Below are 20,931 nucleotides of genomic sequence, written 5' to 3' on the forward strand. Positions count from 1 at the left end.
CGGATGAAATCTAGCGGGGGTCAAAATTGAATAAGTATTCGCCCGCTAGTGGGGTCAATATTCCACGCCGAAACACAAATTTTATAGTAAAGGCAAAATCCCTGGCCATCAAAGTACAGGAGCTTCACCCGATCACCACGCCGCCCACGAAAGGCGAAGACAGCTCCCCCAGTTGGCTTCTGGCGCAAGACATCCTGTGCCAACATCGAAAGGCCTCAATGCCCTTCCTCATATCTGTCACGCCGCAGGCAAGGTAACCCGAACGCCGGTGCCCGGTCCAATCATGCCTGTTCCACCGCCCGGATCAGCCGTGTCAACACCGCACCTTCCATTTGGCTGTCAAAACAAAGACGCCGATCGCAGCGCAATTGCAATTCGATCATCGAGGCTGCAACATTGACGGAGCTATTCGGCTCAGAGCCAAGCCGCGTGGCGGTCATATCAACGGGAAGAAACAACGCCTCTACCGACGCAGGCAGAAGCCCCTTCCTCTTCAACTCACTACGCCACATATAAATCTGCTGCCGCGATACATCGTGACGTAGCGCAACTTCTGTTACGGTCGCCCCATCAACCCCAACCGAATTGACTATCGCAAGCTTCTCTTCGGTCCGCCACCGACGTCGGCGTTCGTGGCCCAGTATCTCCATCCGCATCGTCTATCTCAATCTCAAGACACGTCATTAACGACGTCGCTAAAGACGTGTCTTACGTCACGAGACCTTGTTTCAACAGGCGGTAGCAATCGGGCCGTTACGTTCACCCTCTGCATTTATAACTTTCGCACGGCGCTCGCGTTCTACGGTATTCCCTCCGGCAATCAACGGGCTTTAAAAGTAGAATTTTCTCGGCAATACGATCGAGGAGATTTTGATGAAGACGAACAGATTCAGCGAACCGCAAATTCTTGCCATCCTGCGCCAGGCCGGAGGTGGCGTTCCTCTTCCGTTCGATCTAAGCGTACGATTTTGAGCTAATCTTGTTCTGCCCCCTAGATGATGAATATTATCAAAGTCTAGGTCACGTCCGACGATCTAGACTGCCAGACTGCGACAAAAACCGTTTCAGATTTACTCCGGCGACTAAAATGTACGGCGGAATGGCAAGTGAATAGTGACCACAGTTTAATTGCAGAACACTCGGATTTACGCCAGCATTATTCAGACTTTCCAACAGAGCAATTGACAATTCTGGTAGTACAACCTTGTCTCTTTTGGCCAAAACAATCTGAATATCCAATGCCGGTCGGGCAAGACTGTAGGCGTAATTTCCGAGATCGAGCGGTGCCCAAGCCCTGTGCAGATGAGACAGGTCTATTGTAGGCTCAAAGCTTTCGCGTATGGCCCGCGTTGCGCGCCCGGTCCAAACCATACCGGCAAGACTACCGGCTGTGAGAAACAGCGAGGCTTTCTTAACGTTGGTGTCATGGGCTGCTACCAATCCTGCGACCCACGAACCGAGGCTCATTCCGAGTACGGAAATTTCTCGATACCCTTCGCTTTTCAGCCAACGAATGAGCTTCTGTCCATCCCACACGGCCTGCCGCAAAGACTGGATCGTTCGACCGAGATTCGCGCTAAGCATATAATCAGCATAGTGGGACCCCGGACGGCTGCGTTCGAAGTGATAGGGCAAAGCAATCTCAACGACCGTGATGCCCCTTTTGGACAAGTAACCCGCTATTTGTCGGTTGCGGGATCGTGCGTTCCAATGATGAAATATCACCAGTGCCTTGTCCCGCGACCCGCTATCGGTGATCTTCGACCAGACCAGGTTATTTTCCTCAACGTCTGTCGAAATGTCAGATGGAAATTTGAGGAAATCCCCTGCCCGCTCATAATCATTATCGTTGCCGAGTGGCACTCTGAAGTACGATGGCGTGGCAGCTGCCTGCACCCCGAGCTTGCAGAATTCCTCGATATTGGAAACATTCGCAGCGCCCGGAAACGCGCGTTCTGCATCTAGACTGACGATCGTTGCCTTTTTAGCGTCTTCTCCGCGTCGTGCCCGTTTCTCATCCCAATTATCAAGCCAACTATGAAACACTTTGATTGCTAACCTCACTCGCACGCCCGCGCCCGAAGGCCGGATCAAATAAGCTGTAAATAGCGATTAAGAGCCCGGCAAACATCAGGACCGTAAAGCCGGAAAACGCGTCGATAGACAAATAGCTTGCGAATAGTAGCGCGACAACTGCGGTCATTTTCCAAAAAACCACTCTATATTGACTTCCAGATCCTGCGCGGAGCACACCATAAAGAAAAACAAAACAAGTCGATATTGCGATGAGCAGGCTGCTGTAGTGTGTCGGCATCCGATAGCTAATGCGACTGTACACATCTGAACGCTCGAATAGGATCGATGAAAGGTCGCTAATCACCCATGCAACGATGCTCGTGCCATTTGACGCCAGATAAGAGCTTTGCAGCTTCATAACGGTAGCGATCAGCATACCTAACAGTGTGCAGCGGAATACCCACTGCATAACCCAAAACCCGGTATCACTTAGATCGTCCACCTCCAAGCGTGTCCTTGATTTTGCCGCGCCGCCGATTTTCCAGAAGTCATTGATGACCGAATAGAGCAGAATAAGACCGGCGAAAAAAAGATAAAACGATAGGCACATATAGAGGTAGGCGAGAGCCGTGAAAAAGATCGCAACAGGTATCGTTACGATTTCAGGACGGACTATAGCGACTGTGCCCCAATCGGTCGCGTAATTACCTCCCCCTTTGATGAGAGGCATCAAACAGACGCCGATCCACTGGAACACACCGGCAAATAGCAAACAGATTAGGAAGACCGCCCAAAACGAACCCGATGAGGCGTCGATAATATCACGCCATGCCCGGTCGCTGTCCTCGGGTGTGCCATCGAAATGCCGACGACGTTCCTCCTGCTTCCACGAATGCACCAGTTCGGAAACGAAGGCCAGGAAGACCGGAAGAAACACCATGAACACGAGGGTCCAGTTCGCCGCCCAAAGGAATCCGACCTGCTTGATCACGCCATCTGATCGGGTGAATGTTACGTTGTGAATGCCAATGATGTACGAAAGGAACCCGAGAGCCGACATTCCAGCAAAAACCGAGGCAGACAGATTCAGTGGAGACCCCTCACCGAAAAGCTTCTCTGACCATCTAGTCAGATTCCATCGCTTACCATCGTTATCGTTTGCAGAGTCCGATGTTGCAAGGCGGGTTTCAACTTGGGCTGGCTCCGACGGTTCGGCTGTTTCAGTCTTCTTCTGCTCACGTCTTTTAGCGACAAGCCGAGAGTGTGCGGCGCTGAGTTCCATACTCCATTCGCTTGTAGCAACCGTATCACCACAACTTAAAACTCTTGCCAGCAACCCGATGTTGGTCGTGCTTATGCCTTTTTCATTCTCCTGAAACCAGAGCTGAACCGTTCGAAGATCGACGCCAATCCGCTTAGGATCCACATGCGTTATGGCCTCCGCCAAAAGCTCTGGCGTCCATGGACCTGCCGTATGACCGTCGGATACTAGCGGGCGACCAGCACCGGCGGCGACAATGAGCTTGAACAATTCTTTGAAGTCGCTCCCATCCTTCGGTGGCGGGAGAAAAAACTTTCCGTTCTTTGTCAATAGCTTAGCGGCTCATATTTCGTTTCGTTTCGCAGTGTTTCTTATCCTATCGTGTGGGATGCCTTAATCAACATTTTTATCACTTGGATTTTGGGATGACTGTTTCGTCAGAAAATTGGTGTATGGAGGCGAGAAACTGGGCATCGGGCAGTAAGAAGCATTGATCTACTAATGATCGTGTATCGTGCTGCTATCAACTAGGCATCAGTTTCGAGGATTGCACTTACGAGCATCACCCATCTTCTGAAAATGAATTTCGGAGGCCATTATGGATGCTATTGTAGATACATTGGATTGGCGGGATGAAACCAATGTCGTTGACCTATGCGACTATAGCCCGACAAAACGACTGCTGGATATGTCATCGCTAGCGGAAGATCCGCGCCGGATCGTAGATTATGAGCCGCAAGATGTGGATGACGCCATCGGAAAACTGGTCTATCTCGCCGCTTCTCTTATCTCCGGGCGGATTACGCTCGCACGGGGCGAAATGGCATCAGTTTTGAAAAGCGTCGATAAGAAATTGTGATTGCTTTGGAAGCCCGCTAGCGGGCTTCTTCTATTTGCGGTCTGTCGCAATCCATTCGCCGGATGATTGATCCTTGGCAAATCCAACCGTTCTCGCGATAGTTTGTGCCGACGGGTTTTTTTGACATTGGTTACGCATTCGACCATGCCGGTCGCACCGTCGACTGGCCAACAATTCGCCAACGAGACAGAGAGGTTTTCGAGTTCTCTTCTGTCCCATAAGAGCGGATTTTTTTCTTCCAGCTTCCTTACGGCAAGCAATGCTTCAGCTTGAGTTGGCACATCGAGCTTGGCGCTCGCCGCTGGCTCATCGGGAACGGGACAAAGTGTAGGGTCGGCCTTGATCGCTGCAACGATATCGGCTTTTGCAATGGCTGTTGCGTTGCTCGAAGCGTTGGAGACTACGAACCAAGTACCGCCCGCGCCAACAGCGATGCCGGCGCTTGCTGCCAGTGCGAGAAGTGCGTTCTGATTCATTAGAGCTCCTTAAAGTTTCAAGTTGAACCAATAGCGCCCCTTCAAACCTTGATAATCGGGAATGTCGAAAAAGTAAGGGTCTTTTCGCATTGGACGAGCAATGGAGACAACCTTTCGACAACTATTTCCGCGATCCGAGTTGCCAATGTCTCGATATTGAACATCCTTGTACTGCTGAAGTTCTTTGTTCTGTTCCCTGATCTTGTTGGTGCAGGTGTTGACTGTCTTTTCGCAGCGGTTGGACAGCATTGCGCCGCGATCACTCATATTGCTGGCTTCCTTGAAACCAGATGGGCAATCCTCGTATGGCTGATATCCGGGTTTGCCAGACTTAGCTTCATGGCAAATTGGCCATGAGAAACGCGGTTTTGCCATGGCCTTGATCAAGTTGGTCATTGGCGGGACGCAATAAGGGACACCATGCCACGAAGGGTTTGATGATGCTGCGCACAAAAGGACCTGGCAGCCCCAAGATGGCGTCCCTCCCGTGTCCTGCGCTATTGCAGCGGATGGCATCACGGCGATAGTGCCAAGGCCAGCGAGTGCAAACAGAAACTGCTTCATTTCAGGTCATCCTCATATTGTAGCAGTTGAAACTAACTCGGTAGGCAACATGTCTTGGGCGTGTAAGGGGGACCGTGTGACGAGATCTCCGGCCGCGTAGCTGCATAGGGCGATAAGTGTGAACGCAGAAAACCAGTAAATACCAACGCGATAGACCAGGAGCTGATTTGGAATATCGCGGCATACAGCTGGATAGGCAAAGACGCCGATCAAGAACGCATCGAACGACATTTGCTGTTGTTCGTGGAAAAACAGCGATACGGTGAGGAAAAGGGCCGCGATTGTGCCGTGGACCCACCAGATTTTCGACGACGGGATAATGAGCAAAAACGATAACAGGATGGCCAGCAACAAGCAGGCCATGGGATCGCGCGCGAAATTGAGCGCAATATGAGCGATCTCCGACAACTATCGGTCTGTCCTTTTTGGTTTTCTGTGCGCATCGGCATACGGGGGAGATATCTCGCTTTTTCGCTCTAGGAGTAGGTTGAAATCTGCGATTGGCTGACGATCCAGCGTTTTATCGACGGTCTTTCGTCGCCACTCGTTCATATCCAGAACATAGGTCGCCCACATGCCATATCGCGCCGACATAGCGGCCCGCTGATAGCCCATATATTGAGGATGGCTGAGGTAGGGCGAATCCACCCTCGCCCAACCCACGCGAAGCATTTCGAGAGCTAGGTCGCGTCCCCGTGATGTGCATCTCGCTCGTGCCATGCCTTCAGCATCATAGCCGGCAACAGCGCAGGAGACGGCGGACGCCCCGATCCCTCTTTTGAGCCATGCTTTTGCAAAGGGGCCACAAGGTACAGGCGGCGGTGCTTTCGTGACGTCCCTGTTCGTCCATTTCGGATCAAGCGCCCATTGAGGCAATTCGCACGCATCAATGTCCGCGAACCGAACTCGTTGGGCATAAGTGGGAAACCAGAGGGTCCGACCATCAATAACCGCGACACGACCCTTGAAGATTGGAAGCGGTACCGGCTGGCTAGGTTGAACCGGTAAGTTGGCAGCGGGCGCGCGTTTAATAGCATCAGCTGCGAATGCTGGTGTCGATGCGAGGGCAAATGATATTGCTACAATCAGATATTTCATTGTTGGGCATTCCTCGTCCGTTCGTTTGCCGATTTGCTCAACAGGATGGCAGGATGCTGAACGTCTTCGAATTGCCAGAGGCCTGCCCGCTTCTCACGAGCTTCCTGTTCGGCCACAGCGTATGCTGGATAATAGGGAAGACCTTCAGCCTTCAGCGCGGCAAAGGCATAGCCGCTCGTAATCAACACCGTCGCTAAATCGAGGCGATTTCCGCCGATTGTGGCGTAGCAAATGACATAAGAAGTATCGGCAGTTTGCGCTACGGGAGCGCACACCGGTTTGGTGTCTTTGATATAAGCGGCGAATACGGCAAGCGACGCCTCACCGCAGTCCTTCTTGTTTCCGGTCGTATCAGTGAAAGCAGTTCCTCGAAGGCATGACTGAACACCATAGAGGCGATAGCGCTGACCTTCAGAGACCCACGTATCGCCAGATTCCAAAGTAACGCCCGGCTGGAGGTCGAAATATCCCTCCGGCGCGGCAAAAGCCGTTGGCGAGAAAAGGAGCATACATAGCGATAATAGGGCTGGCTTCATTGGGCCTTCACCCGCGGATCGGCCCACATTCCATAGGAGCCGTCTTCTCCAATCTTCTGCGCCTTCTCCAAGTCGGGACGCTCTAGCTTCCCGTCTTTCGATTTCGCAATGCGGAGCGCGCCGAGAGAGAGCAGTTGCTCTTCGAGCATATCAACGGTGTCCAGGCTTCCGGGGTAATTGTAATAGCCGTAGCACGTCACATTTTGTTTGGGTGCGCTCTCTTCACTTACAAATGCTCGACAAAAGAGAACCTTCGGCGACTGCAACATGATCTGCAGCTGCTGCTTGGCGTAGTCAGTGCAAGAACCAGCAAAATCATCCTTGCGGTTGACCATTTCGCCTTTGCAGGCTTCTAGCCCGTACAGATTAAGTACGGTCTTATCATCAACCCGAAATTCGGTCGGTGAAGTCGCCTTATAGCCCGAAGCAGATGCAAACCCCTTTCGAGCCGTAACCTTTCCGTCTCCGTCATAATACTCAATGACAAGCACGGTCTTCCCCGGCGATGCCAGCGACTTGATGTAATCCTTGTTGATTGCTGGTGCGGCGATTGCGGCTGTTGCCAACATACAACTGCTCATTGCGATTGCGATGGTTCTCTTCATTTTCTAGCCCTTACCGTCTTGCTTATTCGTTTTCCCTGCTAATAGGGGGTTTATGATTTGTGAAAAAGCATGTATCACTTAGCCAAATCGGTATCATGCTATTGTGAACTTAATCGGTTTTCGCTGCAACCTCAACAGCGCATATGAGGTCTGCGACAGGAGCTAAAGGGCTAGTATGGAGAGGCTTTCAATCAAAGCGCTATTACTAAGCGCCACATTGTCCATCCCGCTCGGGATTGCCGCCAGTTGCGCAGAAGAAAGAGGGGCAATTGCGCCTTTCGCTCAAGATGGCGACGGCCAGTCCGCAACACACAACGCATCCGGATCGCCGTCTGATTTAACCGTATTCGACCGCCGCGGTACAAGCAAAAGCAAAGAATTTGTCGTGGGCTCTGATGGCGTAGTTTCAGCTGGTGAAAAAAGTGGAGGCGGCGTTAAATACGATAACCATATTGGCAATATATCTAGCGCCGTTGCAGCTACTGGTTCGCTGTCGAATATTACCAATTCGGCTATACCGTTTCCGGATAAATCTTCCCTTTTAGGTGATTTTGTTCCCACCAAACAGGCCGCTGTATCCACTCCCGAATGCGGCCCCTCCCCGCTAACACCAGAGGAAGTCAAATCACTCGTCGAACAGGCTGCTCGCCGTCATCAAGTTGATGCTCTGTTTGCTACCGCCATAACTTGGGCAGAAAGCCAATTCGATCGTTCCCGCAATTCAGACAAGGGCGCACGCGGGCCAATGCAGCTCATGCCGGGAACCGCTGAGCGCTTCGGCGTCCGCGACGTCTGCGATCCGGCGTCAAATATTGAAGGCGGAGTTAAGTATCTCCGGGTGCTTTTGGACGAGTTCCAAAACCCCCTGCTTGTTGCCGCTGCTTATAACGCAGGCGAAGGCCGCATCTATGAGTACGGCGGCGTTCCACCATTCAAGGAAACAGTCGGTTACGTCGCAAAGGTGGTCAATTATCAGCTTGGCGTAACTATGCCAGCGCGGAAAAAGAAGCTCGTTGGCGGCAGTCGGAAATCCCCGCCGGTCGTGGCAAGCGAAAATCAATCCGGGGTCATTGCAGTCAAGAAAGCCGGCACCTTCGTTGGTGGCGTGATGCATTTTTAAAGGAGAGAAGGATGATCAGCGAACAGAATAAGGCTTGGCATATCAGCGCTTCAAAGCTGGCAGTCTGCCTTGGTTTGGTGGCTGCCGCGCAAATTGTCGGGGCGGATTTGGCGCTGGCACAGTCAGGCGGCGTTGGTGGTGCCTTCGCGCCCATTCAAACAGTATTTCAAGCCATCGTTGAATTTATCAGCGGCCCAATTGGCCGCCTGTTTGCAATCATAGCAGTTATGGCACTCGGTTTCCTCGCCTTTGCGGGCCGACTTTCGTGGTTTCTTGCTGGCGGTGTGATCCTCGGCATTGGCTTAGTTTTCGGCGCGCCATCCATTGTCGACGAACTGATTAGCACGGTTGGAAGGTAACAATGGCTGAATACGAGGATGTGAAGCCACAGCTAACCCCATTGGTTATCGGTCTTACCCGATCCCCAACAATGTGGGGCGTCCCGTACATGGCAGTCGTCGTTGTTATTGGGATCACAATCATCGCTTGGCTAGTCAGCAAATCCTTCTGGACGCTGCTCCTGGCCCCGATCAGCTATGTGGTGCTCTTCTCCCTCTGCGCATGGGACAACAAGATCCTCGATGTTCTTGAAGTCACCGCGCGCAAAACGCCCCGCACACGCAACAAGTCCTTTTGGGGCACTAATTCGTACGGACCATAGAAAATGTTGAAAGTCGTCAGGGAAGAACTCGGATTTGGCAAGGTCGCTCATAATGAGCGGCCTATAGCAACGCATATCCCGTATCTAAGACATATGTCAGATACGGTGATCGGCTTGGAAAACGGCGCTATCATGTCGGTCATAAAGCTTGATGGCCTCTTTTTCCAAACTGAAGATCAGGCTGAACTCAATATGCGTTCGAATGTGCAGAATACGATTATTCGTGCGCTTGGTTCGAGCCGCTTCTCTGTCTGGTCGACTGTTATTCGCCGACAGGTTGACTCTGAAATTGGCGGCATATTCGATGATCCGTTCTGCGAACAACTCAATAGTCGTTATATGAGCCAGTTGCGTCATAAGCGCATGTTCGCCAATGAAATATATCTCTCCATCGTGCGAACCAATATGCGTGGCGCTCTCGGCTTGAGTGACGTTATAGGCCGGGTATTGACACGGTCCGGCGGAGCGGAAGTCCGAGAACAACAAACACGTGAAACAGTGACCGAGCTCGAAGAGCTCGTTTCCAATATGACCCGCGAGCTGCAGAAATATGGCGCGCGGGAGCTTGGCATCACCTATCGCGATGGGGAGCCATATTCTGAACCGTGCGAGTTCATCAACACCATTCTAACCTGCGGCGTACCACGTAAAATGCGCCTTCCGCGGATGGGAATTCGAAATTACGTCGGAACGTCACGTCTGCATTTCGGCAAGAGAGCCATGCAAACGCAAGCCGCCGTCGATGAAGATAATCGCTACGGAGCAATCCTCTCCATAAAGGAGTATCCACCCTATACCGGTCCCGGAATGCTGGACGGGCTACTGCAAGTGAATCATGAATTCATCCTGACTCAAAGTTTTACCATTTCCGACAAGCCAATCGCACAGGAGCGTATTACTCGTCTCCAGCGCCAGATTGCTGCTTCGGATGAAGCCGGCAGTGCAGTGGAAAGCGACATCGATTTTGCGCTTAACAGCCTCATGAACCAGGAGGCTGTTTTCGGCATTCATCATTTCTCGTTGCTTTGTCTATCCCGCGATTTGGATGGCTTGAGCAAAGCAGTCTCCGAACTCGGCAGCTGCCTGACAGATATGAATATCAACTGGCTTCGCGAGGACATGAATCTTGAAGCGTCATTTTGGGCGCAGCTACCGGGAAACCACAGCTATCGAGCGCGCAAGGCCATGTTGTCGTCGGGAAATTTTTCTGGCCTGTCCTCAATGCACAATTTCGCGTCAGGTCAATCGGATAATCTTCATTGGGGCTTGCCGATCACGATACTCGAAACCACGTCGCAAACTCCCTACTGGTTTAATTTTCATCGTCGTGATATCGGCCACTTTCTGGTCACAGGACCCACCGGCTCCGGCAAGACTGTCGCCCTGACATTCTTGCTGGCGCAAGCAATGCGTGTCAGTCCTACTCCCAAAGCTGTCTTTTTTGACAAGGATAGAGGCGCTGAGATTTTCGTGCGCGCCATGGGTGGAGCTTACGAAGTCCTATCGCCGGGGACGCCGACTGGATTTAACCCGCTTCAATTGGAAAACACTGGTCCAAATCGTGATTTCCTGCTGCGCCTGCTGAAATCGATGTTGCGATCAAGCGATCAACGCGACTTTAGCCAAGAGGACGCCGATACGCTGGAACGGGCGATTGCTCGTATCATGGAAGAGCCTGCAGCACAGCGCAATTTGCCGAACCTTTCGGGTCTCTTAGTTGGACGATCACGTGCAGACGCGAATGACCTTGCATCAAGATTGCGCCCTTGGATCGACGGTGAAAAGGCGTGGTTGTTCAACGCGCAGCATGATGTGCTGTCGTTTTCGGGTCGCAGTGTATTTGGATTTGATATGACGAATATTCTCGGTAACGAGGACATTCGCACGCCTGCGCTGATGTACCTCTATCATCGTCTCGATGAACTGCTGAACGGCGATCCAGTCATGTTCTTTATGGACGAAGGCTGGCAGCTGCTTATGGACGAAACGTTCAGTCATTTCATTATCGACAAGATGAAGACCATTCGTAAGCTCAACGGTATTGTTGGTTTTGGAACACAATCCGCGGCAGATATCGCCCAGGCAAAGGCGTCTCACACCCTTATCGAACAGTCGGCCACGAATATCCATTTCCCTAACCCGCGCGCGGATGAAGAGAGCTACATCAAGCGCTTTGGCCTGACTGTTAAAGAATTCAACTTCATCAAAAACACCCCGCCCGAAAAGCGAACTTTCCTTGTCAAGCATGGGAATGACTCCGTCATTGCCCGTCTCGACCTCTCCAACATGCCCGATCTCGTCCAAGTGCTGTCGGGTCGTAAAGAAACCGTCGAGGAATGTGCCGCGCTGCGGGAACGATACGGCGACGAGCCTGAAAACTGGTTGGCTAAATTCTGCGGATGGGAGAAGAATGATGCATAGGAAAGCCGCTTTATGCATATTTTTGGCGTCAGCTGCTATGCCGCTTTCTGCGTGGGCAGGTGGCGTTCCGGTCATTGACGATCCTAATTTGTCTGAGCGAACAGTCCGTGACAAAAAAACGTCCGAAATCGAGAAAACTGATAAGGACAGGTTTTCACTCAATAAGAGTGTAACTTGTGCTGTCTATCGACCGGGGCGGAAGGATGATCCAGTCGCAGCCGCCAAGGCCAACCCTGAAATTTCCGGGTTGGTCAAACGGGTAGCGCTCGAAGAAGGCGTGGACGAAAATCTTTTTCTTGGTCTCGTTTATCAGGAAAGCCGCTTTAGTCCATGCGCGAAATCCGGCGTGGGCGCTATCGGTTTGGCACAGTTGATGCCTGATACCGCCAAAGAGTTGGGTGTAAATCCGCATAACATTGAACAGAACCTACGTGGCGGCGCTCGCTATCTAAAACAGCAACTCAAGCGTTTCAACGGTAACGCGAACCTAGCCCTTGCAGCCTACAATGCAGGCGCTGGCAACGTTAACAAATACGGCGGCATTCCACCCTTCAAAGAAACACAGGGTTACGTCCGGAACATCACGCAAAAATGGACACCGGCATTCGGCGGTTCGAAGGACCTGCCCATGAACTATGGCGGCGGTGATACCGCCTATTCCGGTATGCGAGATTCGACCATCAATTCGATGGCAACGACGCAGGCAACACAGGAAAGCGGCGCTAATGTCGCCTCATGGCTTCAGCAGCTCGGCGGCATGCAATCGGGCACTATTCAGGACAGTTGGGATCACAACTCCGGCGCTCGAAACGCAAATCTCGAAATGGTCAACCAGGTGATTGTCCTCGGCAACTCGATGGCCGACTTGATCAACAGCCGCAATGCAGTGTCCACAAGCGGGATTTCCGGAGCTTCCCAATCGGGTTCCTACAAAAAGAAAAACGATAAACCACGGGAAACTACCGGAGTTTGTGATCCCCGTACCGGCTTGGAATGGAATCCAGACGAAAAAGCCTGCGTTCAAAGACGTGAGCGTGAAACCAACATCAAACTGAACCTTGATCCTCAATAAGGGAGAAAAGACATGAAACGACTTATTTCTGCGTCAGCGATTACCGTTGCTTCAGCATCGTTCGCTCCCATTGCGGCTTATGCGGCGGGAGGCGTGCCGGTAATCGATGCAGCCAATTATGAAGTAGCCAAACAAACATCCGCAACGACGGATAAGATCCTCGGAACGAATAAGGAAATCCTCACAACTGTTGAAGAGACATTGAAGGCAGTAACTGGTGATCGTGGAGGCGATGCAAACCAGATGCAAAACCTTGCGGTCGGTAACGGTTTTAGCGTGTCTTCCATGCCTTCATTCGACAACCTTATGTCCGGCGGCGTACCAAACTTCGGCAGCATGGGCGGCGATGTTGCGAAACTAGCCTCGACTTTCATTAACGGGCTTCAGCTCGTGAAAAACCTTTCCGGGCAGGCAAATAGCAGCTTCAGCGGCGACAAGTCTTATGAGCAGATGGTCAATACAGTGCTTGGTGTCGCCGCACTCGTAAATGGTTCGCAACAGGCAGTAACGACGCGCCGAAGCGCTTTTGAACAGGCCGGGCAGAGTATCGGTCAGGCAAAGGACATTAAAGGTTCCATCGACCAAAACACGCAGCTGCAAGTCCAAGCAGGGCTGACCATCAACGAACTGATCGGCGTGATGAACGGTGCCGTGTCGTCATTGCAGGCCGACAATCAGCGCCGCCTCACTGACATTTCCAATTCCAAGAAGGTGTTGACGTACAGTGCAAACTAACATCGCTAACAACTTCCTGAAGTGTTTTATCTTTGCCGCCATTGCAGCCGGCGTTGCCGGCTGCGGAACGGTCAAGGAAAAGACTGCTCCTTGCAAACGTCCCGCAAATCTCACGTCATTTGCCGAAGACATTCGGCAAGACTGTGGACCTATGGCCTTTGTTAATGGCGATCCAGCGACCGCCATTGCTGCGATCAATTCGATAGCGACGGAATAATCGGGGGCCGCTATGCATGATTTCTTGAGCGATCTTTTGGAGAGAATTGATAATTCCGGCGAGAATTTTTCATCGCAGGCTTACAATATTATCGGCTCTGAAATCACGCCGCTGCTCAAGGTGATGTTCATCGCCTATGTTGGATATTACGGTCTCCAAGTAATAATGGGGACTTCGCGGATTAGCGTGGCTGAAATTGTTACACGCGTATTCCGCATGGTCTTCATTCTGGCATTGATCAGCAATTGGGGATACTTCAACGATTTTTTCTATAAGTGGCTGAACAATACCCCTGAAGATGTAGGTCGCGCCATCCTGACCGCCACCGGGACGGGAATTACCGAACCGACAAATGGTCTTTCCATGATCTGGAAAACCGCGAATGAGGCGGCTTCCGCGTTTGCCGAGCAATCGGGCTATTTTTCCGTTTTGCCTTCTATGGTCGGCTTTCTCATTATGGCCTGTGTGGCAATCTTCATCGCCGTTGCTCTCGCAATTCTTGTGCTTGCCAAGGTGATGTTGTGGGTGCTGATCGGAACCGCACCTATCTTCATCGCCTGCATGTTGTTTGAACAATCGCGCAGTCTTGGGCAGGCATGGCTCCAACAAGTTCTTCTATATGCACTGATCCCGCTATTCGTGTTTGTCGTCGCCGCCTTCCTTATCGCCGCAATGGACCCCGAACTGACGAAGGTATCCGCTGCCGCCGCGGAGCGACGCCTTACGCTGAGTGATATTTCAGCGTTCCTCCTGCTTTGTTTCGCAGGCGCTTTCGTCCTGTTGAACATCCAGGTCCTTGCTCAGGGCATTGCAGGAGGGTTGGCCGTTGGAATTGGCGTTGCCGCGACACGGATTGCTCGCATGACCGGTGTCACCGCCCCAATGCAGATTGCGCGAGTTGGCTTCAAGGGGATCCGTGCGAGCTACCGAGGCGGACGTTCACTTTACAATCGTTTTGGCGGCGGCGGGGGCTCGATTTCCCCGACAAGCCAGGGCGCAAAAGAAGCAATGCAAAACCGAATAAGCAGCAACAGCCTGCCTCGCTGATGCTGCAGGTTCATAAGAGGTCAAAGGCCAGATCATGACGGATTCCAGAGAAGCTGCATTGAGAAGTTATTTTCAGGACGGTGATCGTTGGGAGAACGAGATCGTCCGGAAAGCAAAACGTTCAAAGGCCGTGGCATGGTTCGTAACCATCATATTCGGGCTCGTCGCGCTTTTCGCATTGCTCGCACTCGTTATGCTGGTTCCGCTAAAATCTTTCGAGCCTGTGATTGTCGTCGTAGACAAGGCTACCGGCTACATCGAAACCAAAAGCGGACTGACAAAAGCGCAAAATCTGACGGATTCACGCGCAATTACACAAGCCAACGTCGTTCGGTATATCAGGACACGTGAAGGCTATGATCCTTACGCGATCGATACAAACTTTGGCACGGCGGCACTGTTGTCGACAGGCGATGCCGCTCGCGAATTGCAAGAGCAATACAGCGTCGCCAACCCGAACAATCCGGCGAAGGTCTTTGGTAAAAACAAGCGTGTGCTTGTCGATGTGAAGTCTGTCACCTTCCCCAACGATTCAACCGCTCTAGTTCGTTTCTCAACCACTGAAAAGTCCGATACCGATGCCATCACCAGACACTACATCGCTGTTGTGCGCTATCGCTACACGGACGAACCCGCCACAAACGAATGGCGGTTTGAAAATCCCCTCGGCTTCCAAGTTTACAATTACCGGCGTGATCAGGAAACCGTCACGGAAGGGAGCAAGGGATGAAAAACCGCTTCCTACTTGCGGCGGCGTTCTCCGCCGCCATCCTTTCGCACGCCCACGCAGCACAGACGCCAAGGGCTGGATCACTCGATTCACGTGTGACCAGTGTCGTCTACCAGCCTAACAATGTCGTCAAAATCTCCGCGACGTATGGCATATCGACAATGATCGTCTTCGATGAAGATGAAAAATTTGAGACCATTTCACTCGGCGATACAGAGAGCTGGCAGGTTGCTCCAACCGAAAAAGGCAACATTCTGTTTGTGAAGCCGACGGCTAAGAACGTCGTTACAAACATGAACGTAGTCACGACCAAGCGCATCTATTTTTTGGAACTGCACGATTATGCGCCCGAAGCTGGCAGACAAGTCTTTGGCGTCCGTTTCATTTACCCCGAGAAGGATTTGAATGCAGCGATGCGCAAAGAGGCTGAATATCGCGCTGCCAACCCGAATATCTCTAAAATCGACAAGGCAAACGTCAATATCGACTATTCCTTTACGGGAGATACGAAACTGAAACCGTCAATGGTTTTCGATGACGGCAAGAAAACCTTCTTCAAATTCACTGGTCGGACGCCAGCAATCTTTGCAGTAAACAGCGATTTTTCCGAAACATTGCGTAACTTCCGCAAGGAAGGCGAATATCTCGTCGTGGATGGCACGGCAACTCAATACACTCTCCGCGACGGTGATCAGTGGATCTGCATCTTCAACCTTAGAAAGCCGGATTTTGGCGCACCCGATCCCGACATCATGGGTCCTGCGCCTGATCAAGTGGCAACCAAGCGGAGAAGGAGCGGCAACTGATGAAACAGTCTCCCGAACTGGAAGCACTGGCGTCTGCCGATGACGCCGGAGTCAGCAACAAGAATGCAAAGCGGAATCAGACGGCTGCGATGGCGGTATTTCTGCTTGCAGGTGTAGCTATGGCTTATTTTGTTCTCAAACAACCTTCGGAGAAGCCGCGCGATCTCGTGCGCGGTGACGAGGAGTTCAGCACCACGTCGTTCAGACCGCCGTCTTTCGTGCGCGACCAGGATCAGCCTCCTGCTGCGCCCGAGCCCAACATCATCAATATCCCGCCGCCTCCACCGCCACCGGAGCCGGAGAAAGTCGACACCACGACATTTAATGTCCCTCCCCCGCCTCCGCCGACAGTCGCGGTGAAGGAACCCGATCAGGCACCCACGCCGGAGATCGTTGAAGAATTTCCAGACCGGTTCAAATCCAAACTTATTCAGATGGATCAAGCGCGATCAGGCGGAGCAAATGGGGGACTTGGTGGCGATAGTGGCGAAGGAACACCGACTGTTGCTGGCGAAGACAGAAACAGCAAGTTTCTGGCGACGGCCTCGGCAATGGCTGACAGGAATGCCAAAGCTACGAAAATCAAGCGCATCGATGCGGTTGTGCCGGAAGGAACGATGATACCCGGTATCCTCGAAACTTCGATCGTAAGCGATCTGCCAGGCCAAGTTCGCGCAATCACCTCAGAAGACGTCTACAGTTTTGATGGTCGTCGCATTCTTATACCTACCGGCACACGCCTCGTAGGTGAATATCAAAGTGACGTAATGACCGGCCAAACCCGCGTCTTCGTGGTTTGGACGCGTTTGCTCCGCGATGATGGAGTTAGTGTCCGTCTGAACTCCATGGGGACAGATAGTCTAGGGCGTTCGGGTCTCACTGGCATCGTTGACAAAAAATGGCGCGAGCGGTTCGGAGCGTCCATCATGCTGTCTGTGGTCGGTGCTGGCGCCAGCTATCTGACGGGTTTTGGAAGCGGAGAAGCTTTCGGGCGCAATAATGATGATGCGAAACGGGGCCAAGAACTCGCACGCGAAACTATCGCAGACACATTCTCGCAGATGGCGAATACCGCGTTGAGCGAGAATTTGCGTATCAAGCCAACGATTAGCGTCCATCAAGGAGAGCGCATCTTTATCTTTGTGCGCCAAGACCTCGATTTTTCCGCGATGTATGACGATCCCGTCACAGAGGCAATGAAGGAAATCCAACGTGAACGCCGGGGCAAATAGTGCGGTGTCAGCCACACAAAGCAGATATTACTTCCTTGAGCGGGCTTTGGAGCCGTTGCGACCACTTCTCAACGATCCGAAGGTTGTAGAAATTGCAGTCAACAAGCCCGGTCACGTTTATGTAGAGCGTCTTGGTGCGGATCACATGGAGTTCCATGCGATTGACGCACTTACAGCGACAGAGATTCAGAATATCGGTGAACGTGTCGCCGGATCGACTGATCAGTATGTCAGTAAATCCGAACCAATATTAAGTGCTTCGCTTCCGACTGGCGAACGCATCCAGGTCGTACTACCTCCTGCCGCTCCTGAAGGTGGATCGATATCGATCCGCAAGCAGGTGGTTAGCAATTTCAGCTTGGAAGAATACAGGGATAGCGGTTCGCTGGACAAGGTATCTGTCGCAGTTGGTGGCCTGAGTGATATCGATCGCCAACTTATCGATCATCTCAAGAAAAACAGGGTTTTTGATTTCATCAACACTGCGATAAAGCAACGCGTGTCAATCCTGATCAGCGGCGGCACTACCTCGGGGAAAACAACTTTTCTAAACGCTTGTCTGCAGTCCGTTCACCCTATGGAACGGATCATTACATTGGAAGACACCCGGGAGCTGTTACCACCACAGGAAAACCGCGTTCACCTTGTGGCTTCCAAAGGTAGTCAAGGCACCGCTAACGTCACGATCCAACATCTGCTCGAAGCATCGCTCCGACTGCGACCAGACCGACTATTTGTTGGTGAGATCCGTGGTGCCGAAGCGTTTTCATTTCTACGCGCAATTAACACTGGCCATCCTGGCTCTATGTCCACAATTCATGCCGATACCCCACAAGGCGCATATGAACAGCTCGCCATGATGATGCAGCAGGCGGGGCTGTCGGGGGGATACTCCAAGCATGACCTTATGTCGTACATTCGCATGGTAATCCCCATAGTCATTCAGCTGCGCCGGGACGGCGGAAAACGCGGTGTATCGGAGATTTTTTTCGCGCGAAATGAGGAGCTATGAGTAAAGGTTACAAAGCGATCTATCTCATATTTTGCGCCGGAACAGCCTTTCTCGTCTGGACCCTGGCATATGGGGTAGCGCTCGGTGTCATTTATAAAGATACTCGCATTCTTAATGTCACCATCACAGAAAACCCTTTTGCGCCGATACAACAAATTTGGGTCTATGCGTCTAACTCAACCCTTCAGCGGGTCGCAATCGGCGCTTTATTACCCGCGATAGCGGCTGCGGTTTTTGCTGCCTATCTTGGTCTTCGGACTCACGAAAATCCGTTGGGAGATGCGGCATTTCAGGACGTTATGGGCCTACGGCGTGGCAAATGGTTTCGAAGTAAGGGGCACATATTTGGACGGTTCGGCCGAAATGTACTGCGTGCGGCCGACAGTCGACATCATCTAATAATTGGCCCCACCCGATCCGGAAAAGGAGCTGGTTACGTCATCCCCAATGCTCTGATGCACGAAGGGTCCATGATCGTATCAGACTTGAAGGGCGAAATATTTAGGGCTACGGCCGGATACCGAAAGAAGAACGGAAGCCAGTTATTCCTTTTCGCACCCGGCTCCGAGACGACACATCGCTATAATCCGCTAGATTTTGTTCGCCCAGAGCGTGGTAATCGCACAACCGATATACAAAATATTGCAAGCATCCTCGTTCCTGAGAACGTCGGTTCCGAAAATTCAGTTTGGCAGGGCTTAGCTCAACAGGTCGTTGCGGGAATTATCAGCTACGTTCTTGAGAGCCCCTATTACCATGGTCGGCGCAACCTTGGTGAAGTCATTTCTTTTGTAAACAGCGGGGTCGATCTGCAGGCACAAATTAAGTTCATCAAGGAAAAAGAGACGAACCTTTCAAAATATACCGTCGAAAGCTTCAACGCATTTCTAGCCTTGTCAGAGCGTGCAGCAGCATCGGCACTGCTCGATATTCAGAACGCACTCAGACCCTTTAGAAATGAACGCATTGTTGCCGCAACGGAGGTAACTGACATGGATATCGCCGCCATGAAACGGCGGCCAATCTCAATTTATCTTGCACCGAATATTACTGATATTACGATCCTGCGACCACTTCTCACATTGTTCGTACAGCAAGTCATGAACATTCTGACGCTGGAACACGATCCGAACTCGTTACCCGTCTATTTTTTGCTGGATGAATTTCGACAGCTTAAAAAGATGGACGAGATTATGACAAAGCTGCCCTATGTGGCTGGTTATAATATCAAGCTCGCAATCATTATTCAGGACCTCAAGAATCTCGACGAGATTTACGGTGAGACTTCGCGTCATTCCCTTCTTGGCAACTGTGGTTATCAACTGGTGCTAGGTGCCAACGATCAGGCCACAGCGGAATATGCATCGCGTGCACTTGGAAAAAGAACCATCCGCTACAAGTCGGAATCCCGCACGATCGAGATTCTTGGACTACCTCGACGCACAAAGGTTGAGCAAATCCGCGAACGCGATTTGATGATGCCGCAAGAAGTGCGGCAAATGCCAGAAAGCAAGATGATTTTGCTTGTTGAAGGACAACGGCCCATCTACGGCGATAAGTTGCGGTTTTTCAACACCATGCCCTTCAAGGCCGCTGAAGCTTATTCGCAATCGCATGTTCCTGATGTGCCGACGATTGAATATCTACCTCATAGGGCAGTTCCAGCACTGACGAGCGAATACGCGAGTAATGGGCAACAGGCCGTTGAGCAGACAATTAGCCCCCTGCCCGCCCGTCCTGAAAAGCATGAGGAACCTCTGCATAAATCGGGCCCAAACAATTCTCCGTCAATTCCTAACGCTGATGACAGGAAAAAAACAAATAGCAGGACGGTCAATCTGAACGTCAAATTAGCTTCAACAGGGAGTGACACGAAGTCGGCAGCTCCTCCCGCTGACATCCATGATCGGATTGAAGAAGTCGAAGCGCAGCTTAAACCGAGCGCAGAGCGATTATTGAAGGCTGTGAACGAAAAAGTCGAAGCCTCGGGCGCATCGCCTCGAAAGCGGAAAAGTTATCTAGACATATTCAATGCTACTGTGCCAGACCCGGAAGATATTGGGCTGATGACCAATGTCACATTGTGAAAATAACTGCGGCACTCGAAAGAGGTGTTGAGTGAGACTCAGCAATCGCGCCGAGCTCAGCAGCACAATTGGGTATAACTTGCCTCGACGCTTCTGACCGGCCAAATTGAAAAAGCTGCCACTCAATTGGTCGCCGAATTCCGGCAGCTTTGTGCCCTCAAATTGGACATATGGGCACCCGCGACGTTGGCCGAAAAGCAGCCATCCCGTTGTCAGAGGTAAAATTTCGCGTATAGGCCTGAAGCGTTTATTTATGAGCGAACGCGCTTTTTTGGAATTACTGTTAAGATGCCACCCGTTGGTCGATCAAATTGGGCTGATCAGGAGTAGAGCGGCCAGACGGCGTCATTGAATTGTGGCGACCAACTGACGCCCA

The 20,931-nt window shown here is 51.7% G+C and carries 23 protein-coding genes; 13 read left to right on the forward strand and 10 right to left on the reverse strand.

The window, feature by feature from the left end; translation table 11 throughout:
- Positions 1–20: 20 nt before the first annotated feature.
- The 10 genes from tnpB to FG152_RS25165 form a co-directional block, all read right to left on the reverse strand.
- Positions 21–206 (reverse strand): IS66 family insertion sequence element accessory protein TnpB, encoded by a 186-nt coding sequence (tnpB, locus tag FG152_RS25120; protein WP_210211209.1) that lies wholly within the window; start codon positions 204–206, stop codon positions 21–23.
- A 75-nt stretch (positions 207–281) separates the two neighbouring features.
- Positions 282–650, reverse strand: a complete 369-nt coding sequence (gene tnpA, locus FG152_RS25125; RefSeq protein WP_185758046.1) for an IS66-like element accessory protein TnpA — start codon at positions 648–650, stop codon at positions 282–284.
- Positions 651–1,020: 370 nt separating this feature from the next.
- On the reverse strand, positions 1,021–2,046 hold the full coding sequence (locus FG152_RS25130) for an RcgR family putative quorum lactone hydrolase (protein WP_125303280.1): 1,026 nt from the start codon (positions 2,044–2,046) through the stop codon (positions 1,021–1,023).
- Positions 2,036–3,607, reverse strand: a complete 1,572-nt coding sequence (locus FG152_RS25135; RefSeq protein WP_256886411.1) for an RcgA family putative transporter — start codon at positions 3,605–3,607, stop codon at positions 2,036–2,038. The genes FG152_RS25130 and FG152_RS25135 overlap by 11 nt, the downstream gene beginning before the upstream one ends.
- Before the next feature lie 438 nt (positions 3,608–4,045).
- Complete coding sequence (locus tag FG152_RS25140) at positions 4,046–4,612, reverse strand: hypothetical protein (RefSeq protein ID WP_235824500.1); 567 nt, start codon at positions 4,610–4,612, stop codon at positions 4,046–4,048.
- A 9-nt stretch (positions 4,613–4,621) separates the two neighbouring features.
- Entirely contained in the window at positions 4,622–5,176 is a 555-nt protein-coding gene (locus tag FG152_RS25145) for a hypothetical protein (RefSeq protein WP_125303403.1), read from the reverse strand.
- Positions 5,177–5,188: 12 nt separating this feature from the next.
- Positions 5,189–5,584, reverse strand: a complete 396-nt coding sequence (locus FG152_RS25150; RefSeq protein WP_125303405.1) for a hypothetical protein — start codon at positions 5,582–5,584, stop codon at positions 5,189–5,191.
- On the reverse strand, positions 5,585–6,274 hold the full coding sequence (locus FG152_RS25155) for a thermonuclease family protein (protein ID WP_125303406.1): 690 nt from the start codon (positions 6,272–6,274) through the stop codon (positions 5,585–5,587).
- On the reverse strand, positions 6,271–6,810 hold the full coding sequence (locus FG152_RS25160) for a thermonuclease family protein (RefSeq protein WP_125303408.1): 540 nt from the start codon (positions 6,808–6,810) through the stop codon (positions 6,271–6,273). The genes FG152_RS25155 and FG152_RS25160 overlap by 4 nt, the downstream gene beginning before the upstream one ends.
- Positions 6,807–7,415: a hypothetical protein gene (locus FG152_RS25165; protein ID WP_256886410.1), complete on the reverse strand. Its 609-nt coding sequence runs from the start codon at positions 7,413–7,415 to the stop codon at positions 6,807–6,809. Before FG152_RS25165 ends, FG152_RS25160 begins: the two co-directional genes overlap by 4 nt.
- 175 nt (positions 7,416–7,590) lie before the next feature.
- Here FG152_RS25165 and FG152_RS25170 point away from each other — a divergent pair, with 175 nt between their 5' ends.
- From FG152_RS25170 to FG152_RS25230, 13 genes are read left to right on the forward strand one after another with little or no spacing between them, the layout of a single operon-like run.
- Positions 7,591–8,535, forward strand: a complete 945-nt coding sequence (locus FG152_RS25170; protein WP_256886409.1) for a lytic transglycosylase domain-containing protein — start codon at positions 7,591–7,593, stop codon at positions 8,533–8,535.
- A gap of 11 nt (positions 8,536–8,546) precedes the next feature.
- Positions 8,547–8,894: a TrbC/VirB2 family type IV secretion system protein gene (locus tag FG152_RS25175; protein WP_256886408.1), complete on the forward strand. Its 348-nt coding sequence runs from the start codon at positions 8,547–8,549 to the stop codon at positions 8,892–8,894.
- A 2-nt stretch (positions 8,895–8,896) separates the two neighbouring features.
- Positions 8,897–9,196 carry a VirB3 family type IV secretion system protein gene (locus FG152_RS25180; protein ID WP_011982849.1) on the forward strand — a complete coding sequence of 100 codons (300 nt, stop codon included), beginning with the start codon at positions 8,897–8,899 and terminating at the stop codon, positions 9,194–9,196.
- Positions 9,197–9,199: 3 nt separating this feature from the next.
- On the forward strand, positions 9,200–11,617 hold the full coding sequence (locus FG152_RS25185) for a VirB4 family type IV secretion/conjugal transfer ATPase (protein WP_498989114.1): 2,418 nt from the start codon (positions 9,200–9,202) through the stop codon (positions 11,615–11,617).
- A gap of 37 nt (positions 11,618–11,654) precedes the next feature.
- On the forward strand, positions 11,655–12,689 hold the full coding sequence (locus FG152_RS25190; protein WP_256886412.1) for a lytic transglycosylase domain-containing protein: 1,035 nt from the start codon (positions 11,655–11,657) through the stop codon (positions 12,687–12,689).
- Between the two features lie 12 nt (positions 12,690–12,701).
- On the forward strand, positions 12,702–13,424 hold the full coding sequence (locus tag FG152_RS25195) for a type IV secretion system protein (protein ID WP_256886406.1): 723 nt from the start codon (positions 12,702–12,704) through the stop codon (positions 13,422–13,424).
- Position 13,425: 1 nt separating this feature from the next.
- Complete coding sequence (locus FG152_RS25200; protein ID WP_151665579.1) at positions 13,426–13,641, forward strand: hypothetical protein; 216 nt, start codon at positions 13,426–13,428, stop codon at positions 13,639–13,641.
- Between the two features lie 12 nt (positions 13,642–13,653).
- Positions 13,654–14,688, forward strand: a complete 1,035-nt coding sequence (locus FG152_RS25205; RefSeq protein WP_256886405.1) for a TrbL/VirB6 family protein — start codon at positions 13,654–13,656, stop codon at positions 14,686–14,688.
- 34 nt (positions 14,689–14,722) lie between these two features.
- Positions 14,723–15,418, forward strand: a complete 696-nt coding sequence (locus FG152_RS25210) for a VirB8 family type IV secretion system protein (protein WP_256886404.1) — start codon at positions 14,723–14,725, stop codon at positions 15,416–15,418.
- On the forward strand, positions 15,415–16,224 hold the full coding sequence (locus tag FG152_RS25215; RefSeq protein WP_256886403.1) for a TrbG/VirB9 family P-type conjugative transfer protein: 810 nt from the start codon (positions 15,415–15,417) through the stop codon (positions 16,222–16,224). The genes FG152_RS25210 and FG152_RS25215 overlap by 4 nt, the downstream gene beginning before the upstream one ends.
- On the forward strand, positions 16,224–17,456 hold the full coding sequence (gene virB10, locus FG152_RS25220) for a type IV secretion system protein VirB10 (RefSeq protein WP_024899890.1): 1,233 nt from the start codon (positions 16,224–16,226) through the stop codon (positions 17,454–17,456). The genes FG152_RS25215 and virB10 overlap by 1 nt, the downstream gene beginning before the upstream one ends.
- Entirely contained in the window at positions 17,437–18,468 is a 1,032-nt protein-coding gene (gene virB11, locus FG152_RS25225; protein ID WP_024899891.1) for a P-type DNA transfer ATPase VirB11, read from the forward strand. The genes virB10 and virB11 overlap by 20 nt, the downstream gene beginning before the upstream one ends.
- Entirely contained in the window at positions 18,465–20,555 is a 2,091-nt protein-coding gene (locus tag FG152_RS25230; protein ID WP_256886402.1) for a type IV secretory system conjugative DNA transfer family protein, read from the forward strand. The genes virB11 and FG152_RS25230 overlap by 4 nt, the downstream gene beginning before the upstream one ends.
- Positions 20,556–20,931 lie beyond the last annotated feature (376 nt).

Source organism: Ochrobactrum sp. XJ1 (assembly GCF_024701725.1).
Lineage (GTDB): Bacteria > Pseudomonadota > Alphaproteobacteria > Rhizobiales > Rhizobiaceae > Brucella > Brucella anthropi.

Coding starts and splice junctions, on each gene's coding strand:
- FG152_RS25145 (WP_125303403.1), bottom strand. CDS start 5,176: ATGAAGCAGTTTCTGTTTGCACTCGCTGGCCTTGGCACTATCGCCGTG.
- FG152_RS25180 (WP_011982849.1), top strand. CDS start 8,897: ATGGCTGAATACGAGGATGTGAAGCCACAGCTAACCCCATTGGTTATC.
- FG152_RS25160 (WP_125303408.1), bottom strand. CDS start 6,810: ATGAAGCCAGCCCTATTATCGCTATGTATGCTCCTTTTCTCGCCAACG.
- virB10 (WP_024899890.1), top strand. CDS start 16,224: ATGAAACAGTCTCCCGAACTGGAAGCACTGGCGTCTGCCGATGACGCC.
- FG152_RS25185 (WP_498989114.1), top strand. CDS start 9,200: ATGTTGAAAGTCGTCAGGGAAGAACTCGGATTTGGCAAGGTCGCTCAT.
- FG152_RS25205 (WP_256886405.1), top strand. CDS start 13,654: ATGCATGATTTCTTGAGCGATCTTTTGGAGAGAATTGATAATTCCGGC.
- FG152_RS25210 (WP_256886404.1), top strand. CDS start 14,723: ATGACGGATTCCAGAGAAGCTGCATTGAGAAGTTATTTTCAGGACGGT.
- FG152_RS25165 (WP_256886410.1), bottom strand. CDS start 7,415: ATGAAGAGAACCATCGCAATCGCAATGAGCAGTTGTATGTTGGCAACA.
- FG152_RS25190 (WP_256886412.1), top strand. CDS start 11,655: ATGCCGCTTTCTGCGTGGGCAGGTGGCGTTCCGGTCATTGACGATCCT.
- FG152_RS25215 (WP_256886403.1), top strand. CDS start 15,415: ATGAAAAACCGCTTCCTACTTGCGGCGGCGTTCTCCGCCGCCATCCTT.
- FG152_RS25230 (WP_256886402.1), top strand. CDS start 18,465: ATGAGTAAAGGTTACAAAGCGATCTATCTCATATTTTGCGCCGGAACA.
- tnpA (WP_185758046.1), bottom strand. CDS start 650: ATGGAGATACTGGGCCACGAACGCCGACGTCGGTGGCGGACCGAAGAG.
- FG152_RS25175 (WP_256886408.1), top strand. CDS start 8,547: ATGATCAGCGAACAGAATAAGGCTTGGCATATCAGCGCTTCAAAGCTG.
- tnpB (WP_210211209.1), bottom strand. CDS start 206: ATGTTGGCACAGGATGTCTTGCGCCAGAAGCCAACTGGGGGAGCTGTC.
- FG152_RS25155 (WP_125303406.1), bottom strand. CDS start 6,274: ATGAAATATCTGATTGTAGCAATATCATTTGCCCTCGCATCGACACCA.
- FG152_RS25170 (WP_256886409.1), top strand. CDS start 7,591: ATGGAGAGGCTTTCAATCAAAGCGCTATTACTAAGCGCCACATTGTCC.
- FG152_RS25140 (WP_235824500.1), bottom strand. CDS start 4,612: ATGAATCAGAACGCACTTCTCGCACTGGCAGCAAGCGCCGGCATCGCT.
- FG152_RS25195 (WP_256886406.1), top strand. CDS start 12,702: ATGAAACGACTTATTTCTGCGTCAGCGATTACCGTTGCTTCAGCATCG.